The sequence below is a fragment of the Rhizobium sp. ERR 942 genome, assembly GCF_007828395.1.
Taxonomy (GTDB): Bacteria; Pseudomonadota; Alphaproteobacteria; order Rhizobiales; family Rhizobiaceae; genus Rhizobium; species Rhizobium dioscoreae.
The window spans coordinates 1-22,679 of the sequence record NZ_VIUA01000019.1 but is presented as its reverse complement, the minus strand read 5'-3'; the positions used below and the strand labels follow the sequence as shown (position 1 = coordinate 22,679).

Genomic DNA, 22,679 nt, shown 5'->3' with positions numbered 1-22,679 from the left:
ACGCCGTTCACGCGAATGCCCTTCGGACCGAGCTGCTTCGCCATCGATTTGGTAAAGTTCATCATTGCCGCCTTGGTCATCGCGTAGTCCACGAGATTAGCCGAGGGGTCATAGGCCTGCTCCGACGTCGTTTGGATGATCGTCGATCCTGGCTTCATGTGCTTGAGGGCGGCTTTCGTCAGGAGGAACGTCGCGTAGATATTGGTCTTCATCGTCGCGTCGAAGGCTTCGTAGGTGATGTCGTCGATCGACTGGGCCTGCTGCTGCCGCCCGGCGTTATTCACGAGGATGTCGAGACCGCCCAGCGCCTTGACTGCTTCGTCGACCAGTTTTTCGCAGAAGGCGGCGTCACGCAGATCGCCGGGCAGCGCCACGCCCTTGCGGCCTTCCTTCTCGATAAGCGCGATAACTTCCTTCGCATCGGGCTCTTCGTCCCGAAGATAGTTGATGGCGACGTCCGCGCCTTCGCGAGCGTAGGCGATGGCTGCGGCGCGTCCCATACCGGAATCGCCTCCGGTGATCAGGGCCTTGCGTCCGACGAGACGGCCAGAGCCCTTGTAGGAGGTCTCCCCGTGATCCGGTTTTGGGTTCATCTTGCCGGCAAGGCCGGGAAACGGCTGGCTCTGCTTCTGGAACGGCGGCTTCGGGTACTTCGTCGTTGGATCGTCCATATGCGTGTTCTCCTGCATGTTCGAAGCCGACCAGGCGGCGCTGGGAAAGACCGAGGCCGCGAGCATCGTGCTTGCCGCCGCAAGGACGGATCGTCGGCTGATCGGAAATGGGTGCTGGGATCTCATCATTGCCTCTTCGGCATGCCGGGCGCGACTGCCCAGGGTACCAACTCAGGTGACGCTGCAATGTTCCAGGTGTCGGAACCAAGTGCCGCCTTTCTGTGTTGTTGGATCGAACCAGGAGATCGCCATGCCGCACCTCGACACTCACGACCTGCGGATTGCTTTCGAAGAATGCGGAGCACACCATGGTGATCCCGTTCTCTTGCTGCACGGATGGCCCGACGACGCCTCCACGTGATGGACGCGATCGCCCTGATGGACGGTCTCGGGATCGAACGGTTCTCCGTCGTCGGTCACGACTGGGGTTCGAACATCGCCGAAGCGCTCGCCATCGGATGGCCGAACCGGGTCGACAGAATGGCGCTTCTTTCCTCGCTGCCGCGCTTTGGCGGGCTGAAGACGCCGCCCTTTCGGCAGGCGCAGCGCTATTGGTATCATTGGTTCATGGCAACGAAGCGCGGCGCCGATGCCATCAAGAGGGATCCGCGCGGGTTCGCACGGATTCAATGGGAAAACTGGAGCCCCGACGGTTGGTTCGACGAGGAGACCTTCGCCACCGTGTCGAGATCCTTCGACAATCCGGAGTGGGTGGCCATTACCCTCCACAGCTACAGAGTTCGGTGGGGTGAAGCCGAGCCCGATCCACGAAGCGTCTGGCTTGAGGACCGCATCAGGGAGACGCGATCCCTTTCACTTCCCACGCTCTACTTTCAGGGCATGGAGGACGGCGTCAATCCGCCGGAACTTTCCGAAGACCTCCACAAGAGGTTTTCAGGTCCCTTCGACAGGATCGTCCTTCAGAACGTTGGCCACTTCCCGCAGCGGGAAGATCCGGAAACAGTGGCTCGGGAACTGACGATCTTCCTCAAAGGGTAAAGCCGACTCCAGGTTCAAGCCGCCGAAGATGTCATCACCGTTGCCAATCACGTTGCCACCTGGACGTCGGCAGTGCGAAACTCCGCTCCACGGTGAAGAGTGCGTCCCCTGTCGGAGCCGCGGGCTCGAACTTGTTCCATTACAGCTGTTACTCAAAGTACCCTGCTCTTGAATAGAATCGAACCGTCGATCTGCTTCAACCAAAAGCCAAGCACGTGATAAGGTTCTCGGTGCACCCGTTGCTGCACCTGAGCTATATCTTCCTCGGTTGTACCTGGAAGTTCAGCCCTGCCACGGATCAACGATGATCACACCAGTTCCATCGAAATCTTTGATATTCCGCGTGACGACAGTCAAGCCATGGACTAGCGCCGTTGAAGCGATCAAGGCATCAGCCTCGTTGCGGCGGTCGGGAATATGAAGATGAGCACAGCGCGTGGCGACGGCATCATCTATGGGCAGAATGCGATCCACAAATTCCGGGCGAACGCGGCTATCCATCCATTCTCGCAATCGGGCGCCTTGTGACGCATCGCGGCGCTGAACGCTCAAGATACCGCGTTCGATCTCCAGCACCGTGATAGCGGAGATAAAGAGTTCACTGGCATCCTGCGAGGCAACCCATTGCGTGACATTTGCATCTCCTTTGCCATCCCCAACCTTGCGCAGTTCGAAAACGACGTTCGTATCGAGCAAGTACTTCAAGACAGATCGACCTCGCGTGCCGCGATTTTGGCTCTAGGCGTATCCACCTCAATAGTCGAAAGGCCGGGCATAGCGAGCGCGTCAACGAGGTTCCTGCGTTTCCCTGACAAACGTTCGAATTCACTGTAGGTCATTAGGACGTGCGATGGCTTGCCGCGATCTGTGATTATCACAGGACCGTTCTGAGCAGCTTTTTTAGCTTTGCTGACGTCATGATTGACTTCTCTGCTGGACAAACTCGTCATGCTCATAGGCGAACCTCCACGTAGGTAAGTACCTACATATAGAGCGTCACTGATTTTTAAGCAATAGTACCGTCGGCTGAAGTCTTGAAGAGATTTGGCCCAGAAGGGTAAGTTCCTGATGTGGCACGGATCGGCTACGCCACGTGTGTAACGCTTTAGCCTTTCTATCAGTTTCAGGGATGAGAGTTTGCAGGAGTGGACATGAAATAAGAAGCGACCTGGGGGGACGAACAACGGCAACGCCTCTAAGTAGAGGATAGGCGAACATGATATTGTTTGGCTTGAGAGCGTTCGTCCGGACAACTGCGCGGGCGACCGCTATCTGCCCTAGGCTCTTTCTCCATCTGCGCTGCCGGAAAGAGGCGTCACCTGCATTCTAATTTATTGTCTTGCTTGTAAAGCGGCCGCTGCCTTAGGAAATATCGCTTATACAGACCGGCAATTTCAAAGAAGATGCCAAACGCCGGTGAATTTTTGTTGCACGCTTCGCTCATAGGCGAGTGATAGCTCGTCTACCGGTTGAATTTACGGTGCCACCAGCACATACCTCAGCCGAGACAAAGGCTCGCAAGCGAGGCGGCCGGGAATGTCGCGCTCAGAACACCAATGGCTGCGAGTGTCAGCCCTGCCCCGCGCCGCAGGGCCGGACCTAGCCAGCGCGCAGTTCGTGACCCAGTCAGCATCACCGCGCCGGCGGCGACAGCCGCAACGGCGGGAATAGTTGCAAGCCCGAAGCCGGTCATGAACAAGGCGCCGCCGGCCATCGAGCCGGTCAGCATCGCCGTCATCAGCGCATTATAGACCATCGCACAGGGCGCCAACCCCCAGCAGATTCCGGCAACGAGTGGTGCCGATGCGTTGAAGGACCCCGAGATGGCCGCTGGCATTTGGCCGATCATACCCATGATCCCACCGTCTAGTCGGCGGATCTTTGGCAGGATGCCGACGATCGAAAGCCCCGACCAGACAAGTGCGGCGGCGGCGATCAGCCGCAGTACCTCCTGCCCGCCCGAAAATCGCAACAGCTGACCGAATATCTCCATCGTCGAGCCCACAGCTCCGCCAGCGACTGCATATGTCAATATGCGGCCGAACTGGATCATCAAGAAGGAGCCTGAGCGGCGGTTCTCAGGCGCATGCGCCAGCATCAGCGACGAGACGATGCCGCCGCAGAGACAGGCACAATGGGCGCTGCCGGCAAAACCCAGCAGCAAGCCGCTCATCAGAATGACATCAATATGCATGGCTTTTGCGCATCCATCTCAGGCTTCCCTCGGCAGAATATTGTCGGCAACTGTCCCTTGAGCGGAAGCGCAACCAGCCAGCCCCTCTAGGCGTTACAACTCGCGGCATTCACCTCCGGCGGCAGGTTTATCGCCGGATTGCCGTCGAAAAAGCCGTTCGGCATCAGCTTAAAGCCAGTGGTCACGCAGGGTTGGACGGGGAAATCCTCGATCCGCACCGGATGATGCAGACCGAAGACGTGCCAGAGGACGATCTCGGTATTCTCGATCGGCCGATCCTTCTTAATGAAATCCGATACCCCGCCGCTGCCATCCGAATGGTTCATGAACTCGCCGGCGGGAAATCGCTCCTCGGGATCAAGCGCCGTAACCCAGAGATGGTTCTGCACGAAGCCGGCGCGCTTGCCCGAAGGGGAATCCGGATGCACGAAGGGTGTTATGCAATGCGTTGCATCCAGCCGATAACCCACCGGCGAGCCGGCATAGTTGATCTTGTTGGGATTGATGACCTTCCAGTAGCGATGCGACGCCGGATTGGCACACCGGGCAGCCTCGCTTTCGCGCGCAAAGACAGTCTCCTGCTCGTAGAAAGCGTTGCCGTAAGGATTTGCCGGGCCGAGCGGCTCGGCGTAGGTGTTGCACTCGACCACGCTGTTGGCGTCGCCGTCCACCGCCATTTCCAACCGGGCGCAAAGAATATGCTGATGGATATGGCCGATCACCCCAGGCACGACCTCGCGACCGTATTTGCCCGGCTGGCCGGGAATGCAGGCCGCAGTGTTGATGATGCCGGTCGCCTTGACCTCGAACTCGATCATGCCGTCGAGAAAGAGATACCAGTAGAGCGCATATTCGTAGTTGCCGACAGTGCAGATCGTCGAGATCACCAGCTTGGAGCCCCGCCGGATCTCGGCTCGTTCGCTGCGGAAATCGATATGCTTCCAGAGCAGACCGGAATCTTCCTCGTGCACGCAGATCGCCTTCTCGATCGTCCACGGCTCGCCGTCCATGGTGTTCAGGGTGACGTCGAGATACTTGATTACGCCGAGGCAGTCGCAGCCGAGCGACAGCGAATTGGCGAGCTTGCCGATGCCGTATTCACCGATGTCGAACACGTTCTTGCGGAAATGGCCATTGTCGGCACTGCCGTAGGGCACCGTCATCTCGACGATCGAAGCGCGGTGCACGATCGGCCGGCCGTCGAAGGAGATGTCGTGCAGCGTCAGCGCCTCGCGGGCGTTGAAGCCGACCACCAGCGACCAGTTGCGCCAGGTCAGCCTGTGGCCATCGAACCTGAAGTTGACACCTTCCGGCTGAACGACATCGATCGGCTTTGCCTTGGGCTGGAACTCGGTCAGGAACTGGTGTTCGTAGTTGACCTCTTTCATCGGCACCGGCACGACGCCGTAGTCGTCGACGCGGATCACCTCATTGGTGGTCAGGTCCACCACCGCATTCAGCCCCTCGATCGGATGGGCGTAGAAATTTTCGTTCTCGCGAAGCCTGAGCCAGACGAATACGTGGCAGAGATGCCGGCCCTCCTCACCGGGTACACTGAAATTCCCTGCCGACCAAGGATCGACGCAGACCTTTTCCATCTCGGTGATCCCACGCTTGGCGCAGGCGGCGATGAACTCGGGATTGGCGCGCACGATGCTCTCGATGCCGAGGAACTGTTCAAGCTGGATCATCGGCCGCTTGCCCGGCAAGGTCTCGGACGAGATGATCTTCTCGTCGTCGAGCGATACGATCATCTTGGTGACACTGACAGCGGCAGCGCTAAAGACGTTGACGCGCGCACGCCGCAAAATCGGCCCGCCGGCAAGCCGGGCGCGGAGCTCTACCTTGCTGGGCTCCAGAAGCTGGATGGTTTCAAAGCGGGTGTCGACGCCATAGGGCGGGTCGCGCCGGACGATCTCGGCGGCCTTGCGGATCTCGTCCGGCGTCAGCGGTTCGAGTGGATGGATGGTGGCCGCGTTGACAGAGGCTCCTTTGGCTCGCGAGGTTGCACAGCAATGATCGATATGATCCAGCATCGGTAACTCCATATATTTTGTTGAACATCTATGCGGCGGCCAGGCAGCGACCGGCGACCGGCGCAACGGCCTATTCGAAGGCGCGTCCGAGATTGGCGTAGACCAGCGGACGGTTGGCGCGTATCCACACGGCGAAGACCGCGCCAAGGACGCCGATTAGGGCAACGATGAGCGGGAACATCTCGACTATCAACGATTCCGATCCGCTTACCAGCGATATGTTCGAGATCATCAGCACGAGGCAGGCAGCGAGCCCGATGCCGCTGATGACGGGCGCGATCAGTCGGTGCCAAAGGCCGACGCCGCGGTTATTGGGGCGGAAGAAGCCGATGACCGCCAGCGAAACCATGATCTGCAGCACGAGGATGCCAATCGAGGCGAAGGCGCCCATCCAGGCGAATACGACCGCGTAAGGGTCCTGGCCGGCAAGCGCAAAGAATGCGATGAGCACAAAGACGATCAGCGTCTGGATCATGCCCGCGACATAGGGAGACTGGTGGGCATCATGGGTCTTGGCAAAGCCGGTCCAGGCGAGCCCCTCGCGGCCGATGGCGAAGAAGTAACGGTTGATCGTGTTATGGAACGACAGCGCGCAGGCAAACAGGCTGGTGATCAGGAGCGCGTTGAGCACGATGCCGGCCGTAGGCCCGAGCAGCGTCTGTACGGCGGTCAGATAGAGCGTTGCAGTGTTGGCGGTGGCCTCCGCGGCGATCTTGGAGGGGCCGTAGTAAAGCGCGATGCACCAGGTGACGAAGGCATAAAACATCGCGATGATGATCACTGCGAGATAGGTGGCGCGGGGAATGGTCTTCTTCGGATCACGTGCTTCCTCGCCGAAAATCGCTGTCGCTTCGAAACCGATGAAGGAGGCAACTACGAACACCAGGGCAACGCCGATCCCAGGTCCTATAATCGCCGAGGGTCCGAATGGCGCGAACACGATTCCTTCCGGTCCGCCGCCGTTCACGAGCACCCTAGCGCTCAGGAGCAGCAGGATAGCGATCTCGGCCACCATGCAATAGCCCAGTAGCTTGCCACTGAATTCGATGTTGCGGATGCCACAGAAAAACACGGCAACGCCCAGAAGCGCGGCATAGACCCACCAGGCAATGTCGGGGCCGCCCGCGGATTTGACGATGTCGTTGACAAAGAAGCCGAACAGGCCGAACACCGCGATGTCGATGGCATTATAGGTTGCGAGCGCCACGAAGGCGCCGGCAACGCCCGCAGGCTTGCCGAGACCAGTAGCAACATAGGGATAGAAGCCGCCAGCGCTGCCCATAAAGCGGTTCATCGCTGTGAAGCCGGCGCTGAAGAACAGGTAGAGCACTCCGACCAGCAGATACATTGCCGGGACGCCCGCGCCGTTACCGAAGGCGAAGGCCGCCGGCGAGGCGCCGACGACCGCCGTCAGCGGTGCTGCAGCGGCGATCACAAAGAATATGATGTGCGAGACGCCGACCGCGTTGCGTCTCAACTGATTGTTGCGGTTCAGGTCCATCGTAGACATGCAATGCCTCCTTCGAAGTGATCGCTGTGGTCGAAGGTGTTTTGCGCACCTTCGTCGGAAGCCAAACTCGCCGCCGCGCCGACAAACGAATGCATCCGGTAATCGCCTCAAGCGCTTGCCCGGCCGATGTTTTCGCAACGGTGAACTTTCTTCTCTTTGGCTTGATGGTGCGCAAAAGTTGCTGGACTGTAATTGACATTTTGCGCCAAAAATTTCCGCGTTCGCGAGAGGCATGCACAGTGGTGAACTGGCATGCATCTTGCTTTGGTCCCTTATCCGGCGTGAGACCGGAGGGGAAAACGCCGTGCAATCTTCTGGGGTCATAGCTGCATCGGTGATCGATGGCGTCCTTTCGACGATCGACAGTCGTGGAATGGATCGCCAGACGATCGCAGCCCGCGTCGGCATCAGCGACGACGCTCTCTTGAAAGCCCAGCATTTCCTGCCGCTGACGACCTTCACTTCCATCCTGGAAATCGCGGCGGAAGAGAAGAGCGATCCGCTGCTGGCGCTTAGTCTCGGAAAAGTCTTCAAATTCGATGGTCTCGGCACGGTCGCCCGTGTGTTCCATGCTGCTCCGACGCTCGGTGAGGGAATCGAGAAATTCGTCCGCTATTTCCCGGCAGTGCAGAGCAACACGAACTCAGCACTCGGTGTTGAGAACGGTTTGGCGCGCTTCTCCTATTCGATCAAAGACACCACGATCCGCCATCGCGTACAGGATGCGGTCTTCACGGAGATGGTGTTCTGCTCGATGCTGGAGGCGACCATTGGCGATGGCTGGCGGCCCTCCTGCATAGACTTTGAGCATCTGCCTGGCGAGCATCTGGCGACATATCAATCACATTTTGCCTGTCCGGTGCGTTTCGGACGGCGCGAGAACGCAATTTTCTTTTCTGCACGACATCTCGACCGGCCGCTCGACAAGCATGATTTTCGTCTGCAGGCGCGGCTGGAGACCGAATTGGCCGATCTGATCGATGGGAAGGATGCGCGTCTTGACCTCATCACCAGCATCAAGGCCTGGATTACTGCCGCTCTTTGTCGCTCAGCAAGTATCGACATTGAGGATGCCGCCCATGATTTCGGCATGAGCCTCAGAAGCTTCCAGCGCAAGCTATCGGAACTTGGCGTCAATTATGCCGACGTTCGTAACTCGGTGCGGATGCAAATCGCACGCGGCATGCTAGCTTCGACCAGCCTGCAGATCCCGGTCATTAGCCAGTATCTTGGATATAGCGAGCCGAGCGCCTTTTGCCGCAGCTTCAAACACCTGACCGGCGACACACCTGTTGGCTACCGTCAGCGCTGCGTCATTTAACAAATCATTCTCTGGGGCGCATATTGCGACGACGGTTATCGACCGCGCTCTTGAAGGGAGCAGAACCTGCGACCCGTGCACTGTTCATTTTCCCGCTATCTAAGTCTTTGTAGCTATAGAGACAACGGCTTAAGTTCGTCATCCCGCTGCCGTCTTTGAGGTGTTCTTTCGGCCTTCCCACTCCTGCGGCGTCATCGTCTTGATATCGAACTGGTCGCGAGTGCGAGCGTAAGTGTGGCCGCCCATGCGACCGACTGCGTCCATCATCTGCTGATCGATATAAAGATTAGAGGCATCGACCGCATCACTGCGAACGAAGACGCCGACGACCTCGCCGAGAATGATCTCGCGGGCCGGGCCGACCTGAAGGGTCGCATGGCGGCGGCATTCCAGCGCTGCAGGGGCTGCGAGAATTCGCGGACTGCGGACCATCTGTCCGGGCACGGTGGCAAGGCTGGCTTCCTCAATCTCGTTTACCTCGGGGCCGAACTTGATGGCGCAGATTTCCATCTGATCGACGAGAGCATTGTCACAGATGTGGACAGTGAACTCGCCGGTCTCGCGGATATTGCGAGCCGTATCCTTGAAGCGCATGTCGGCGTAGTTCTCGACGCCGATGGCGACGATTGCCGGATCGTGAGTCAGAACATTGAAGAAGCTGAACGGACCGGCGTTCGGCTGGCCGTCCTTCCTGACGGTCGTCACCAGCGCGATCGGGCGCGGGATCACGGTGCCAATCAGGATCTTGTAGCGCTCGCGCTCATCCAGGCTGGAAAAGTCGAAATGGGTGTGCTCGTACATATCAGGCCTCGGCAGCGATACGGTGGGTTTCTAGCGGGGTGTGGCGGGAGAGGTTTTCGAACCCGTCCTTGGTGACGACATACATGTCGCCGACATTGCAGCCGGCGGACAGCGGCTCCAGCCACTGGGTATGGAGAACGAAGACCATGCCTTCTTCCATCCGGTCGTAATTGTGGGAAGAGATGTTGAAGCTGTTCTGTCCACCCGCCATGCCGACCGAGTGACCGAGATTGGGATTATGTGGCCCATGCGTTGCCGGGTAGACATGCATGAGTTTGCGGCCCTGCGCCTCCCAGTCGATGTCCTTCACATACTGGCGCGGAATGAGGCGTGCGCTGCCGTCATCCATCGGGGCCCAGTTGTAAGGCATGCTGCGCGCTTCCGGCGATGTCAGCATACCGCCTTCGATCAGCGGCTCGAAGGCGGCATTGTTGATATCACGCATGAGGGCGCCAGGCCGGATGAGCTTTTCGGCGCGTCTGACACCTTCGGTACAGGCTGCCAGCACCTCTTCCTGCCTCTTAGTGATCGCTCCGACCGCGATCATGCGCGCGGTCTGGGCCGTATAGCCGCGATAGGTGACGTTGGAAATATAGAGGTTGATCAGATCGCCCGGCCGGACGACATGACCATATGGCTTGCCGCAATGGGTGCCGAATTCGTTGATGCCGATCTGGTAGCCATCGCCGGTCTCGCCGCCATAAGTGAGCTGCGCCTGAGTGAATGCGGCGTAGATTTCATGGTCGGTAATGCCCGGTCTGGCAACATGATAGGCCGCCTGGGTCGCAATGCTGATCAGTTGAGCGGCAGCGCGAAACATCGTGATCTCGCGCGGCGAGCGGACCTTCTGCATCCGGTCGAGGATGGTGTTGTCGGCGATGAACTTGACCTTCGGCATGAGCTCGTCGAGCGCTGCCCAGAAGGTCAGCGAGGTGCGGTCGCCTATGCGGCCGATCTGCCCCTTCGTGAAGCCCATGCCAACCAGCAGTTCGGCACATTTCTCGGCGGTCTTGATGACGCTGTCGCCCGGACGGTCGGCATATTCACGCCCGATCGGGCCGATCTGCCAAATGTCCTCGACCAGGACCGGCTCACCGCCCGGCGGCAGTAGCACCGACTGCGTAAAGAAGGAAAGTAGCGTCAGCGGCTTGTCTGAATCGGTCGGGATGATCAGCACACCCTCGCGCATCCAATCGCAGATATAACGCAGATAGTGGTTCGACGTGTGGAACCAGCCGACACCACCGGTGTGAACGATCAGTGCATCATGCCCGGCTTCCACGGCCTGGCGGCGGATGCGGCGCAGTCGATCCTCGAACTCCTCGACCGGCAGAGGCAGAGGCGTGTCGAACTCGAAGTCCGGCTGGAAATCGGCCAACAGCGAGCCGACACGATAGGAGTCTGATTTATTGGCGCGAATGGTCATGGGGTGTTTCCTTCCAGATTATTCCTGAATTTGCTCAGGCCTGCCGCGGCGCGAGAACGCGCCTGGCGACCAGCATGACGATCAGGGTGAGGCCGATGAGGATGCCCGAGATCGCGGCCACGCGAACGTCGAGGGATTCCTCGAGCAGCGCGAACATGCGAAGCGGCAGGACTGTGGTCTGGGCATCCGCGAGGAAGAGCGAAATCGAGACATTGTCCAGCGACTGGATGAAGACGAGAAACGCGCCGGCGAGAATGCCAGGCAAAAGCAGCGGCAGGGTCACACGGCGAAGCGTGGTGAACCAGGATGCGCCCATCACGGTCGATGCCTCGGCGAGTGACGGATTGAGCCCCTGCGCGACGACGGAAGCGGCGCGGTACATCAGCGGTCCGAAGACCACGACATGACCGGCGACGGTCAGCCAGAGCGACGGCTGGAAACCAATGAAATTGGCGACGATCAGTGCCGCCAGCCCGTAGACGAGGCTCGGCAAGACGAGCGGTGATAGAAGCAAAGGTTCGATCGCGCCGACCGTATTCTTGCGCATCTGGCTCATGCCGATGGTGGCGGGCACGGCAAAGAGCAGCGAACCCAAAACCGCAAGACCTGCGATCTTCAGCGAATTGAAGGCAGCCGCATGTTCAGTTGCCGAACGGACTGGATCGAGCAGCGCCTCGTACCAGCGAAGCGAGAAGCCTTCAGGCGGATATTTCAGGGTCTGGCCCGAGGTGAAGGACATCGTCAGGGCGATGACGATCGGCGCGACGAGATAGATCACGGCAAAAGTGCCAAAACCGAAGACGAAGAGCTTGTAGAGCAGAGTGGGGACGGGGTTCTCGCGCCTATTGGCCATGGCCGATAAGCCTCCTGTGGCGGGAAATCATGGTCATTGCGACGAGCAGGCAACCGGTGGACAGCAGCAGCACGACGGCGATCGCCGAGGCCAGCGGCCAATCGAACAAGGTGCCAACTTCACGATAGATGAGCTGCGGGACATAGACGTTGCGCGCGCCGCCGATGATGGCCTGGGTGACAAAGGAACTGCTGGTGCTGGCAAATACCAAGATCCAACCGGCGAGCAGACCCGGCAGCATGAGCGGGATTAGTACGGTCACGAAGATGCGCCAGGGACCTGCGCCGGACACCTGAGCGGCTTCGGTATATTGCACCGGCGTGCGGGAAAGGATTGCGACCAGCGGCAGGATGATCAGCGGTAGGTCGATCTGGCACATGGCCATGACGAGGCCGAGTTCAGTGAACATCAGGGTCATCGGCCGGCCAATCAGCCCGAGCCCGAGTAGGGCCTCGCTAATCGGTCCCTGCCGCCCGAGGATAACAATCCAGGCGAAGGTGCGTACCACATTGCTGGTCAGCATTGGGATGAGCGTCAGGAAGATGATGATCTGGCGCACCGTTTTGCCGCTGTGCCAGTAGAGAAGCGCGATGGGCACTCCGAGCGGCGTCGTGGCGAAAACCGTTTCCAGGCCCAGCCGCGCCGTGTTGACGAGGACGCGAAAGTTGAACGCGTCCCCAAAGAACCGACCATAGTTGGCCAGCGTGGCCCCGCCCGGACCGGTGAAGCTGAAGCCGACGAGAACGGCGAGCGGCGTCGCGAAAAACGCCACCGACAGTACAAGCATTGGGGCAACGTACGGAAAACCGCTCGCCTTCATCGCGATCTCCTCAGCCTGCGACGAGAGCGTCGAACTGTCTAATCCAGTCGGCCCGGTTCTTGTTGATGGCAACCCAGTCCGGATAGACCATCTTGCCAAGCTGCTCGCGCGTCACATAGGCCTCGATCTCGGGCGTCAGCGCGACTTGCCTGTTGGTAGGAAACATCTCGGTCGGCGGCAGCTTTAGCTTATCTTGCGCAGCAGCGGAAATGGCTGCATCCATATAGGCATAGGCCGCATCGAGGTTCTTTGCGCCCTTGGTGAGGTGGATGTTGACTGGGGCTGCCGGTGCGCCGGTGTCGGGAGCGACATATTCCGCCTTGAGACCCATCGACTTCAGGCGGGCGACGTTGCCCGTCGAGCACATGAAGACGGCGATTTCGCCCTGCTGGAACAGCGTCATCTGATGGTTGGTGCTGTCGACGACACCCTTCAGGTGTTCAGGGTGCTCCTTGAACAGCTTGAACACAGCTTCCATGTCGTTCGGGCCGGATCCGAAAATCTTGGCAATTTCCGTATAGGCCATGACAGCGGTGTTGGAGCCGAAACCGGTCCAGGAGACGAGGCCGCTGTAAGCCTGGTTTTCGAACAGATCACGATAGCCTTTCGGACGCGGCACGAGATCGGGATTGTAGGCAATGCCGTTGACCTCGATCGTTACGGTCGGGCCGTATTCACCCTGGAAGGCCGGATCGAGCATGCTCCAATTCTTGAGACGGCTGGGGTCGATCTTCTGGATGATGTCGTTGTCTATGGCGACCGCCATCTGGCCGGGCGACATCAGCAACGTGTCGTAGGGCGGGTTACCGGGGCTCGCCATGACCTTGGCGAGCTGGTCCTGCGCCATCGACGGAGCGATCGTTAGACCGTAACCGGCCTCCTTGACGATCGGCGTGAGAACGGTGCGATAGCCGTCTTCCCAGTTTCCGGGGAAAGTCGCAGCTATGGCTGTCTCGCTCACGGCCGCCCGAACGGCGAAGGGCATTGCCGAAGCGACGGCAACACCAGCAGCGAGGAAGCCAAAATGGCGGCGGGTCATTCTGAAATCGTTCATGCTGTCACCTCTGTTGGTTGTCGTTGATGTCATTCGGTCATTGGCACTCACTGGATGCCTTCCGGTTCGGCCGGAAAAACATGACACCTGCGGCTATCGATCTCTGCGAAAATCTGGGCGCCGATCTCCGGAATGGCCGTGCCGGGGCCGCGAAGCTCAGAGGCGCGCAGACGCGCGCCATCATCCAGGATGAGGTCGTGGATCAACGTCGGGCCTAGCGGCACGGAAACGGCGATACGGGCCGCAAGCGCATTCACGCCCGACTGCGTTATCAGGCGGACCTCTTCCGGCCGGAAGGTGATCGTGACGCGAGAGCCCTTGGTGAAGCTCAGACGGCGCGGCAGAACGAGGTTCTGGCCACTCTTCAGCGCGATCACGGTGTTGTCGTCACCAAGCTCCGCAACGACCCCTTGCAGGAGATTGGCCTGACCGATGAACGTATTGACGAACAAAGTCTTTGGCCGGTCGTAGACGGCCATCGGCGTGTCGATCTGCTCGACATTCCCCTTATTCATCAGCACCAGCCGGCTGGCGAGACTCTGGGCCTCCTCCTGGTCATGGGTGACGATCAGCGTCGTGATGCCAAGCGTCTTCTGGAGATGTAGAAGCTCGACCTGCAGGTCGAAACGGAGTGCCCGGTCGAGCGCGCCGAAGGGTTCGTCAAGAAGTAGGAGCGAGGGGCGGCCCGCGATCGCGCGCGCAACGGCGACACGTTGCTGCTGGCCACCCGACAATTCGCGCGGCAGGCGGTTGCCGTAACCATCGAGCTGCACAAGCGCAAGCATCTCGACAACGCGTGCGTTCCGCTCCGCGCGTGGCACCTTCTGGCATGTAAGCGGGTAAGCGATGTTTTCCGCGACGGTCAGATGCGGGAACAACGCATAATTCTGGAAGACCATGCCGATCCCGCGAGCGCGGGCGGAAACATTGGCCAAGTCGTCGTCGCCCAGAACGATCCGGCCCGACTTCGGTTGGATGAGCCCGGCGATGGCCCTCAGCACCGTCGACTTGCCGCAGCCGCTCGGCCCGAGAAGCGCGACGATCTCGCCGGCTTCAACGTCGAAGGAAATGTCGCTGACGGCATTTTGCCCGCCATAGCTATGAGTGACGCCCCGAACACTGAGCCGCTTGCGATCGGTAGTCTTTGCGATGTCCAGCATGTGGCTTCCCTGATCTCGCGTGGTGGTGACAAGCGCTCCGACACTGGAGCATGTACATACAAAGGAGATTTGCAAAGGCTGTGCCAGTTTGATGAATCGAAGCGGGTGAAAATGCCAAGTCACTGATATCATCAATGTAATTTTGATTTATCAATATTCGCAACTTTATAATGCTGTAATTACGCCTTAATTTTCGACACCATGTTTGTCTAAAGTTTCGACATCATGATAACGCACACCGGATGCATTTGCCTATTTATCGGCCGCCGACGGCCTCAGTTCAGCAGGCAATGACGATTTGAGAGAAGGCCGCAATGGTGCGCGCAACCGTGGCAGGGGTCGACATGGGTTTTGGGCAAACCCACGCCCAGAATAACGGCCAAGAGGTGATTTTTTAGTCAGTTTAAATTCGAACAACTATTCGTATTTATTTTCGAAACTTAGTACGCAAGATAATGGCGCAGAAATTACCACATATTTTCAATAGTTTAAGTTTCAAATGAAGCATTTGGCATGACGATTGCTTCGATGATCCCAGAGAGTTCGCCCGTTAAAGCAAAGGGGATCCCATGACGAACGTGCAGACAAATCTGAAGGCCGGCGTCGCGCGTGCGCTCATTATCCTCATGGCGCTGTCGGCTCACGCGGCGGAGAGCGCGGCTCAGAAGATGGAAGAGGCTGACGTTGCCAAGCTCCCCGGCGTGGTGTTGACGAAGAAGCTTGCTGATGGCCTTCCCGCTTCGATCAAGGCATCGGGCGTTCTGAAGGTAGCGACGGATCTGACGCCGCCGATCAGCTTCCACGACGATGACGGTAAACTTGTTGGCATCGACGCCGATATCGCCGCGGCCTTTGGGATCATCCTTGGCGTCGATGTCCAAATAACGGATGTCGGAGCGGGCGCTGCCATCGTTCCCGCTATCCTGTCCAGGCGCTTCGACATGACGATCTCCGGCATCAATGACGATGTCGAGCTGGAAAAGCAGGTTGATGTGATCGACTACATGTATGACGCCACCACGATCATGACGATCAAAGACAACCCGCTCGGCATCAAGAGCATGGAAGACCTCTGCGGCAAGAAGGTCGCCGTTCCGGTTGGCACCTTCCAGGGCAAGATGGTCGAAGCCGCTTCGGCGAAGTGCAGGACGCCCATCGACATCATGGCGACCCCGAAGATGCCCGACGTGCTGCAGGCGGTGCGAACCGGGCGTGCCGACGCCACCGTCAACGGCTACGCGACCAGCGTCTACACGACTGCACACCAGACTGGCAACGGCAAAGGCCTGCAGGCGCTTCCCGATATCCGTCTCGCCGTCGGCTATCTCGGCATTTTGACGTCAAAGGATAATCCGGAACTCCGCGACACCGTAGCCGCAGCCCTGCAGCAGATGGTCGACAGCGGCGCCTACGCGGCGATCATGAATAAGTGGGGCCTCGGTCCGCTCGCCGTAAAGACCGTCAAGGTCAACGACGCCGCCAGCGCGCCGGCGGAGTGAACCTCATGGCACTGTTCACCACGCAGACAACGACAATGAGCCTGCCGCCATCGGCCATGCGGTCGATCAAATGGGGGCAATTGGCAACCGGCGCCATAGCGATCCTTGTTCTGATCCTCCTCGGCAGCGTCGTCGCGCAGAACCAGAGCGTCCAATGGTCCGCGATTCCGCGCTATCTCGTGCATCCCTCCATCTTGCGTGGCGTGCTTCTAACGCTCGAGCTGACGGCTGGCGCCATGGTCTTCGGCATAGGCCTCGGCTGCTTTCTCGCCATCATGGCAACGTCGACAAACATCGTCCTGAAGACGATCGCCGCAGGCTTCGTCTGGTGGTTTCGCGGCGTACCGCTGATCGTCCAGATCTTCCTCTGGTTCAACATTGCGCTTTTCATTCCGCAGATCGGAGTGGGACACTACAGCATCTCGATCAACGACCTCGTCACACCAGCCCTTGCAGGCTTCCTGGCGCTCGGGCTCCATGAGGCCGCCAACATGTCGGAAATCATCCGCGGTGGCCTGCTTGCCATTGACCGCGGACAGCGGGAGGCCGCTACCGCACTTGGATTGAAGCCTGCTCAGACATTCCGGACGATCATTCTGCCGCAGGCCGCGCGTCTTATCGTCCCCCCGACCGGGAACCAGGCCATCGGCATGCTGAAGGCAAGCGCCATCGTCTCCGTCATCGGCATGCAGGATCTGCTGACGCAGGCGCAGGTAATTTACGCGCGCAACTTCCTGGTGATCGAACTGCTGTTCGTCGCCTCCATCTGGTATCTCGCGATCACGACGGTGGCGTCGATCGGCCAGCACTATCTCGAAAAGAGCCTGCAGCCCAAATACCGCACGGTGAAACGCGGCTGAAGACCGGTCAACAAAAGCGCCTCGGCAGAGCAGCGAGGCCTGCAAGGAACACCACAAGGAGCATGACATGAAGCTTGGCATCGACAATATCAAACTGCCGGAATCGAAGAAGCGCGGCCCTCTCGGCTGCCTTGACCTCGTCAAGGAGCTCAGGCTTTCCGGCATCTTCTTCTCGACCGCGCTGGACATGAGCCTGACGCTCGACATCGGCGAGTTGCGGGACATCCGGGCCAAAGCCGACGAGCTCGGGCTCTACCTCGAAAGCGGGGTCGGCAAGATCAATCCCTATTGCAGCGCAGAGGAGCCGGCCCTCAGAGCCGCCGGCGGCGGCGACATCATCTTAGGCTTCACACGGATGATCGAGGCAAGCGCCGCCATTGGCTGCTTCGAACTCTGGGTTGCGCCCGGTAACTTCAAGCCCGAATATCGCGGCCGTCTCGCCAACGACCGTTTCCGGACCGATATCACCTGGGAAGAACAGCTGATCGGTATCGAGAAGGTGCTGCAGAAGCTGGCGCCGGTCGCCCGCGCCCATGGCGCGCACTTGAACATCGAGACCCATGACGAAATCACTTCCTTCGAGATCCTGCGGCTGATCGAGAAGGTCGGCCCGGATTGTGTTGGCGCCGTCTTCGACACTGCCAATGGGCTCCAGCGGGCCGAACATCCGGTCTTCGCGGCAAAGCGCCTCGCGCCCTATGTACGGCAGACGCATATCAAGGACGCGTATGTCGGCCGCGCACCCCGCGGCCTCGACTTCCAGACCCGCCCCGTCGGCGGCGGTATTGTCGACTTCGAGGCGATTCTTCCGATCCTCGCCGAGGCAAATCCCGCACTGAACCTGTCGCTGGAGGTTGCAGCCTCCGTCGCTGATAAGCCGCGCACGCCTTATCCGCGGCAGTGCATCGAAATCGGCGATCCGATCTGGCGCGCCGCTCATCCCGATCTGACAGCCGAAGAGCTCGAGGCCTACATGGCATTGGTCGACGCCTACGGTGAGCGCGTCGCCTCCGGCGAGGTTCCAGACTGGGAAACCTACGAAGCCAGCCAGTATGGCTATCCGACCTACGAACATCAGTCCTACGGCTTCGACGAGGCAATCACCTTCATCAAGCAGTCGGCCCGACACATAGAGGCGATCTGCAAGGATAGGGACATCTCACTGAATTCGGCAACGGCAGATAAGAAGGCGGCCTGATCGCGTGAAACGGAGGCTGCTTCGGCAACCGCCGACCGTCACACACTTGTAGTGGAAACACCGAGTTGCGCATAAACATTCTTATGGAAAAAATTACGGCGCACAGATATCGGATATGCACGGCTCCAGTGTGATTCGGAAACTGCCGCTGAGCCTGGAGAGGAACGATGAAGAAGACACGTCGTCAAAGCCTGAAACCGTCCACGACCGCCACTGGCGCGGCGGATACCGGCGACAATGACGACGTTTCCGAACGCATCCGCAACACGCTTGCGGCGGCGATCGGTGAAGGGGCGCTCAAGCCGGGGACCAAGATCCTCGAAGAAGCAATCGCCGAGCATTTTGGGGTCAGCCGAACCGTAGTTCGTGGCGCGCTCGGCGTGCTCGAAAGCGACCATTTGCTGGAACGCAAGCGAAACCGTGGAACCTTCGTCGCAGAGCCGAGCATCGAGCAGGCCAAGAGCCTGTTCGAGGCACGGCGAAAGCTCGAGCGGATGCTGCTCGAACTCGTCATTGCCCGCGCGACGACAGACCAACTCGACGCGCTGCAAAGGCTGACGGACGACGAAGAACACATCCATCTCCACGGAGATGAAAAGTCAAAGACGGTGCTCTCGGGAAAATTCCACATCGTCCTCGCCGATCTCGCCGGCAATTCGGTGTTGACGGAAATGCTCGCCAAGATCGTCGCCCGCCTGTCCCTCGTCATGTCGCTTTACGAGGAAGACCGCAAAGATGACTGTGGCGCTGATCACCACCGTATGATCGTTGCGGCCCTGAAGGCGAAAGACCTCAGCAAGGCACAGGATTTGATGGATCACCATCTCGCGGACATCGAGGGACGGGTGCGCCTGACCGAGGGACAAGGCGATCGGCACACGTTTATGGCCGTGCTTGAGAACTTTTCCTAAGCTTGTCGGCCAAGGCGGACAGTGAGGTTCCTTAATAACACAAGTGCTCGTGTCCGCTTTGAAACGAAGTGAACCACCGACCGACTATTACACGATCTTTTTGCAGTTGAACGGATTTGAACCGGAACTCCATCTTTTTACGGAAATCTATTGTCTTTCCACCAATTTATAAATCGCTCGGCCCCTATTTAAATGAAATGAAGCTTTTTGGGGCGGCAGCTGGTAAAGACTCACGATATGGCGACGCTTATCCCTGCACCAGACGGTAGCTATGTATCCCTACTCGCAGAGCTCAAGGAAAGAATCCGAGCGGCTCGCTTAAGGGCCGCTATTGCCGTTAACCGAGAACTGATTATGCTCTATTGGAGCATCGGCCGTGACATCCTGGCCCGCCAGACAGCGGAAGGTTGGGGAACCCGCGTGATTGATCGGCTGGCAGCAGACCTCAGCCGCGATTTTCCAGAAATGACTGGCCTTTCGCCGCGAAACCTCAAATATATGCGTGCCTTTGCTGAGGCATTCCCAAACGAGGAAATCGTGCAACAGCTTGTTGCACATTTGCCCTGGGGCCATAACGTCAAGCTCATCGAGATGCTGAAAGACGCTGAAGAGCGTCTCTGGTACGCCCGGCAGGCAGTAGATCATGGATGGAGTCGCAACGTCCTCGTGCATCAGATTGAAAGCGGGCTTCGTCGCCGGCAGGGAAAGGCTCTGACCAATTTCGCTCGAACCCTGCCCGCGCCGCAGTCTGAACTCGCCCAGGAACTGATCAAAGATCCGTATAGTTTTGATTTTCTCACTCTCGGTCCTGCGATGTCGGAGCGAGAACTCGAGCAGGGATTGCTCGAGCACCTACGTTCTCTGATCCTTGAGCTCGGCAAAGGCTTTGCGTTCGTCGGTAGCCAGCATCCACTCGAGGTTGGGGGCCAGGACTACTATCTGGACCTTCTGTTCTATCACTTGCGGTTGCGTTGCTTCGTCGTCGTCGAATTGAAGATCGAGGACTTTAAGCCCGAATTTGCCGGGAAAATGAACTTTTATCTCTCCGCGGTCGATGACCAGCTCCGTCACGAGTCCGATGCTCCGAGCATAGGTATCATCCTGTGCAAGGGGAAGAATGAGGTGATTGTCGAATACGCGCTTCGAGACTCAACAAAACCGATGGGGGTTGCCGAATACCGGCTCTCTGCCGCCCTTCCCGAGCCGTTGCAGACAGAGCTACCGACAGAGGCGGAATTTGCACGCGAATTCCCGTTGATGACGCTTGTGAAGCTACGCATCGAGGTTGAGCGTGAAATCCGGCTGCTTGTGGCGGATCAGACGGAAGCCGAGCGTCCGCTTGCTCTTGGACCAATGCTAGCGGAATTGCAGCGACTTGATATGCTTCCCCAAGCCGCAGATCGGTTTAGGAGCGCGCTGCAGATCATGAACCGCGCCGCCCACGGATTGGATGTCGCGCCTGCCGATGCCTCCGAAGCAACCGAAACTGCGACAGCATTCCTTGCCGAGCTCCGAGCGATCCGCCATAGACAGTTGCCGTGAAGCAAAACACCTCCCCCGAGCTAATTTAAGGGTTGGAACGTATAACGTCCTATCGTTCACCTTGTTTGCTCTTGAAGGTATGCGAACCGCCGACCCTGTCGTTCAAGCAGCATATATTTGTGCAAATTTTTATAAGCGGCACAATAACTTGCGCTCCAAGATTGCCGATCTGGAGCCAAGGACGGACTGATAGATGTGCATGTTCAAGGCTGACTAATCGCCATGGTTTGCAGGCCTGTTTGGATGACTACTTCTAACCTAACTGAGGACCTAAACGGTGAGAAAATTCAAAAGAAGGGAGCGGCTCTGCCCTGGTGGCTAGCATGAGGGGCAGCAGCGTCCATGAATCATATCGAATTTTCCGCAATAAGAGCAGATTTCCGAGAATGATTCGCTATGGTACCGCGCATGACGTTCTCGAACATCGCGCAGCCGTCGCGGGGCTTGATTGCCAACGAGCTCGTATAGCGCATCACCCGTCCGCTTTGTAGGTGTCTCCTTCAGAGCACCGGCTGGCGTGACCGTTCTTCTCCCGTCAGTCGTTACTATCATGCGGCACGGATAGGAGAACGGATACTCAACGACGAGGCCGAGCTCGGTGTCCAAGCCTGGTTGTCGCCAAGTGAGGTTGCCCGCCTATTGCTCATGACGGGGATCATTTTCATGCTTGTGCCACTGGCCCTCCTGCCTCGTCGTCAGGCACTTCATCCGACTGGAAAACAATTTCGGCCCCTAGCTCGGTTTTCAGCAGGGTATCGAGATCGGGCGCTACGAACGACGCATCATCGTCTAGGAATAGCGATCCGGCATCAACAAGATAGGTCGCAAGCCCCTCCACTCCAACGCCGTGCACCAACAGCTGACCGCCGCCATTGTCAGCATAGGGCATCGCGCCCGGAATCCTGGCCGATACACCGTATGCCTGATCCATTGCGATAACATCATCCGGCCCCCACACGCGCAGTTCTCCCCTTCGCTTCCAAAGAAGCACGACATCCGTCATCTGTGTGATCATATCGAGATAGCCGGCCGGTATTTCCGCATAAGCCTCCCGAAGGCGATCGATATCGACACTGCGGGCGGGCGGGCCGTGCGAATAAATCTGAAAAGACGCGCTCAATTTCATCGGCGGCGAGATCCTCGACACTGGGACGTAGTTTGGTGTTGCAGTCGCGTTGAGATCATGTTCGGTCGCCTCCAGGACTGGGGACGCATCGCCACGAGTCCTGCCCCTGCGCGATGTTGAAGTACACGCCCGTCAACGCCATCGAATACTTCGGCGGGCCGCAAGCCGCTTCGGTATCTTTGTTAGAATCCGAAGCTGCCCTCTCCGGTTAGCTAGGCAGAAACTGCCGTGGAATTATCCCGGTTGACCAGACGGCTGACGCCTCCTCTCGGCCTTGCCCGTTGCGCTCATACGGCTCCATAGTCTCCAACCGGCGGAGCGCAATATCGCCGATTGTGGCGCTCCGTTTCAGTTTGCAGCGCGCTTCGAGTCGGACTGGTTACTTTAACCTAACATTCGATCCTAAAATGCCCGCATGACAATAGAAATAAAGACTTTTAGCAAGGCAGAGATCGAGCAGTTACGTGCCGACACGCCAGGTGTTAGCCGCCGCATCCATTTGAACAATGCGGGTGCCGCGTTGATGCCGGTCGTGACCGCGGTCACTGCCGATGATGTCGTGGCCGGTGCTAATGACGACGATGATGATAACGGACCGTTTGGACGGATGATTGGACCTCCGGCTTCGTCATGTTCGTCATCGGGGCTGCGACACAGCAGCACCCGCGCCGATCAACAGGCCGACACATAAAAGCGCG

21 protein-coding genes are annotated in these 22,679 nt (G+C 58.7%); 8 read left to right on the top strand and 13 right to left on the bottom strand.

From position 1 onward, the window contains the following. On the bottom strand, positions 1-797 hold a 797-nt coding region (locus FBZ97_RS33840), incomplete at its 3' end, for an SDR family NAD(P)-dependent oxidoreductase (RefSeq protein WP_145324588.1). A 234-nt stretch (positions 798-1,031) separates the two neighbouring features. On the opposite strand from FBZ97_RS33840, the gene FBZ97_RS33835 reads away from it, so the two are divergent. Then, positions 1,032-1,670 (top strand): alpha/beta hydrolase, encoded by a 639-nt coding sequence (locus tag FBZ97_RS33835; RefSeq protein ID WP_246661947.1) that lies wholly within the window; start codon positions 1,032-1,034, stop codon positions 1,668-1,670. 282 nt (positions 1,671-1,952) lie between these two features. Here FBZ97_RS33835 and FBZ97_RS33830 read toward each other — a convergent pair whose 3' ends face one another. From FBZ97_RS33830 to FBZ97_RS33810, 5 genes are all read right to left on the bottom strand, one after another. Continuing rightward, a complete protein-coding gene (locus FBZ97_RS33830) occupies positions 1,953-2,375 on the bottom strand; it encodes a type II toxin-antitoxin system VapC family toxin (RefSeq protein WP_145324586.1) in 423 nt (140 codons plus the stop codon). Then, positions 2,372-2,626 carry a type II toxin-antitoxin system Phd/YefM family antitoxin gene (locus FBZ97_RS33825; RefSeq protein WP_113352359.1) on the bottom strand — a complete coding sequence of 85 codons (255 nt, stop codon included), beginning with the start codon at positions 2,624-2,626 and terminating at the stop codon, positions 2,372-2,374. The genes FBZ97_RS33830 and FBZ97_RS33825 overlap by 4 nt, the downstream gene beginning before the upstream one ends. A 542-nt stretch (positions 2,627-3,168) precedes the next feature. After that, entirely contained in the window at positions 3,169-3,864 is a 696-nt protein-coding gene (locus tag FBZ97_RS33820; protein ID WP_113420973.1) for a sulfite exporter TauE/SafE family protein, read from the bottom strand. An 86-nt stretch (positions 3,865-3,950) separates the two neighbouring features. Next, complete coding sequence (locus FBZ97_RS33815) at positions 3,951-5,900, bottom strand: primary-amine oxidase (protein WP_145324584.1); 1,950 nt, start codon at positions 5,898-5,900, stop codon at positions 3,951-3,953. A 70-nt stretch (positions 5,901-5,970) separates the two neighbouring features. After that, positions 5,971-7,410 carry an APC family permease gene (locus FBZ97_RS33810; protein ID WP_145324582.1) on the bottom strand — a complete coding sequence of 480 codons (1,440 nt, stop codon included), beginning with the start codon at positions 7,408-7,410 and terminating at the stop codon, positions 5,971-5,973. A gap of 304 nt (positions 7,411-7,714) precedes the next feature. On the opposite strand from FBZ97_RS33810, the gene FBZ97_RS33805 reads away from it, so the two are divergent. After that, positions 7,715-8,731, top strand: a complete 1,017-nt coding sequence (locus FBZ97_RS33805) for an AraC family transcriptional regulator (protein ID WP_186449599.1) — start codon at positions 7,715-7,717, stop codon at positions 8,729-8,731. Positions 8,732-8,869: 138 nt separating this feature from the next. Here FBZ97_RS33805 and FBZ97_RS33800 read toward each other — a convergent pair whose 3' ends face one another. The 6 genes from FBZ97_RS33800 to FBZ97_RS33775 are packed head-to-tail and all read right to left on the bottom strand — an operon-like array spanning position 8,870 to position 14,845. Continuing rightward, positions 8,870-9,532: a flavin reductase family protein gene (locus FBZ97_RS33800; protein WP_145324578.1), complete on the bottom strand. Its 663-nt coding sequence runs from the start codon at positions 9,530-9,532 to the stop codon at positions 8,870-8,872. A 1-nt stretch (position 9,533) separates the two neighbouring features. Beyond that, complete coding sequence (locus FBZ97_RS33795; protein ID WP_145324576.1) at positions 9,534-10,958, bottom strand: Xaa-Pro peptidase family protein; 1,425 nt, start codon at positions 10,956-10,958, stop codon at positions 9,534-9,536. A 34-nt stretch (positions 10,959-10,992) separates the two neighbouring features. Further along, entirely contained in the window at positions 10,993-11,811 is an 819-nt protein-coding gene (locus FBZ97_RS33790) for an ABC transporter permease (protein ID WP_145324574.1), read from the bottom strand. After that, complete coding sequence (locus tag FBZ97_RS33785) at positions 11,801-12,631, bottom strand: ABC transporter permease (RefSeq protein WP_145324572.1); 831 nt, start codon at positions 12,629-12,631, stop codon at positions 11,801-11,803. Before FBZ97_RS33785 ends, FBZ97_RS33790 begins: the two co-directional genes overlap by 11 nt. A gap of 10 nt (positions 12,632-12,641) precedes the next feature. Beyond that, positions 12,642-13,685 carry a PotD/PotF family extracellular solute-binding protein gene (locus tag FBZ97_RS33780; RefSeq protein WP_145324570.1) on the bottom strand — a complete coding sequence of 348 codons (1,044 nt, stop codon included), beginning with the start codon at positions 13,683-13,685 and terminating at the stop codon, positions 12,642-12,644. A gap of 47 nt (positions 13,686-13,732) precedes the next feature. After that, positions 13,733-14,845, bottom strand: a complete 1,113-nt coding sequence (locus FBZ97_RS33775) for an ABC transporter ATP-binding protein (RefSeq protein ID WP_145324568.1) — start codon at positions 14,843-14,845, stop codon at positions 13,733-13,735. Positions 14,846-15,414: 569 nt separating this feature from the next. On the opposite strand from FBZ97_RS33775, the gene FBZ97_RS33770 reads away from it, so the two are divergent. From FBZ97_RS33770 to FBZ97_RS33750, 5 genes are all read left to right on the top strand, one after another. Then, positions 15,415-16,344: an ABC transporter substrate-binding protein gene (locus FBZ97_RS33770; protein WP_145324566.1), complete on the top strand. Its 930-nt coding sequence runs from the start codon at positions 15,415-15,417 to the stop codon at positions 16,342-16,344. Between the two features lie 5 nt (positions 16,345-16,349). Next, on the top strand, positions 16,350-17,204 hold the full coding sequence (locus FBZ97_RS33765) for an amino acid ABC transporter permease (protein WP_145324564.1): 855 nt from the start codon (positions 16,350-16,352) through the stop codon (positions 17,202-17,204). Positions 17,205-17,271: 67 nt separating this feature from the next. Continuing rightward, positions 17,272-18,402 carry a sugar phosphate isomerase/epimerase family protein gene (locus tag FBZ97_RS33760; RefSeq protein ID WP_145324562.1) on the top strand — a complete coding sequence of 377 codons (1,131 nt, stop codon included), beginning with the start codon at positions 17,272-17,274 and terminating at the stop codon, positions 18,400-18,402. A gap of 167 nt (positions 18,403-18,569) precedes the next feature. Beyond that, positions 18,570-19,313, top strand: a complete 744-nt coding sequence (locus tag FBZ97_RS33755; protein WP_145324560.1) for a GntR family transcriptional regulator — start codon at positions 18,570-18,572, stop codon at positions 19,311-19,313. A gap of 237 nt (positions 19,314-19,550) precedes the next feature. After that, positions 19,551-20,855: a PDDEXK nuclease domain-containing protein gene (locus tag FBZ97_RS33750; RefSeq protein ID WP_145324558.1), complete on the top strand. Its 1,305-nt coding sequence runs from the start codon at positions 19,551-19,553 to the stop codon at positions 20,853-20,855. 661 nt (positions 20,856-21,516) lie between these two features. Here FBZ97_RS33750 and FBZ97_RS33740 read toward each other — a convergent pair. Further along, a complete protein-coding gene (locus tag FBZ97_RS33740; RefSeq protein WP_145324554.1) occupies positions 21,517-21,981 on the bottom strand; it encodes a hypothetical protein in 465 nt (154 codons plus the stop codon). A gap of 415 nt (positions 21,982-22,396) precedes the next feature. On the opposite strand from FBZ97_RS33740, the gene FBZ97_RS34595 reads away from it, so the two are divergent. Next, a complete protein-coding gene (locus FBZ97_RS34595) occupies positions 22,397-22,672 on the top strand; it encodes a hypothetical protein (protein ID WP_156090780.1) in 276 nt (91 codons plus the stop codon). The last annotated feature ends 7 nt before the right edge of the window (positions 22,673-22,679 follow it).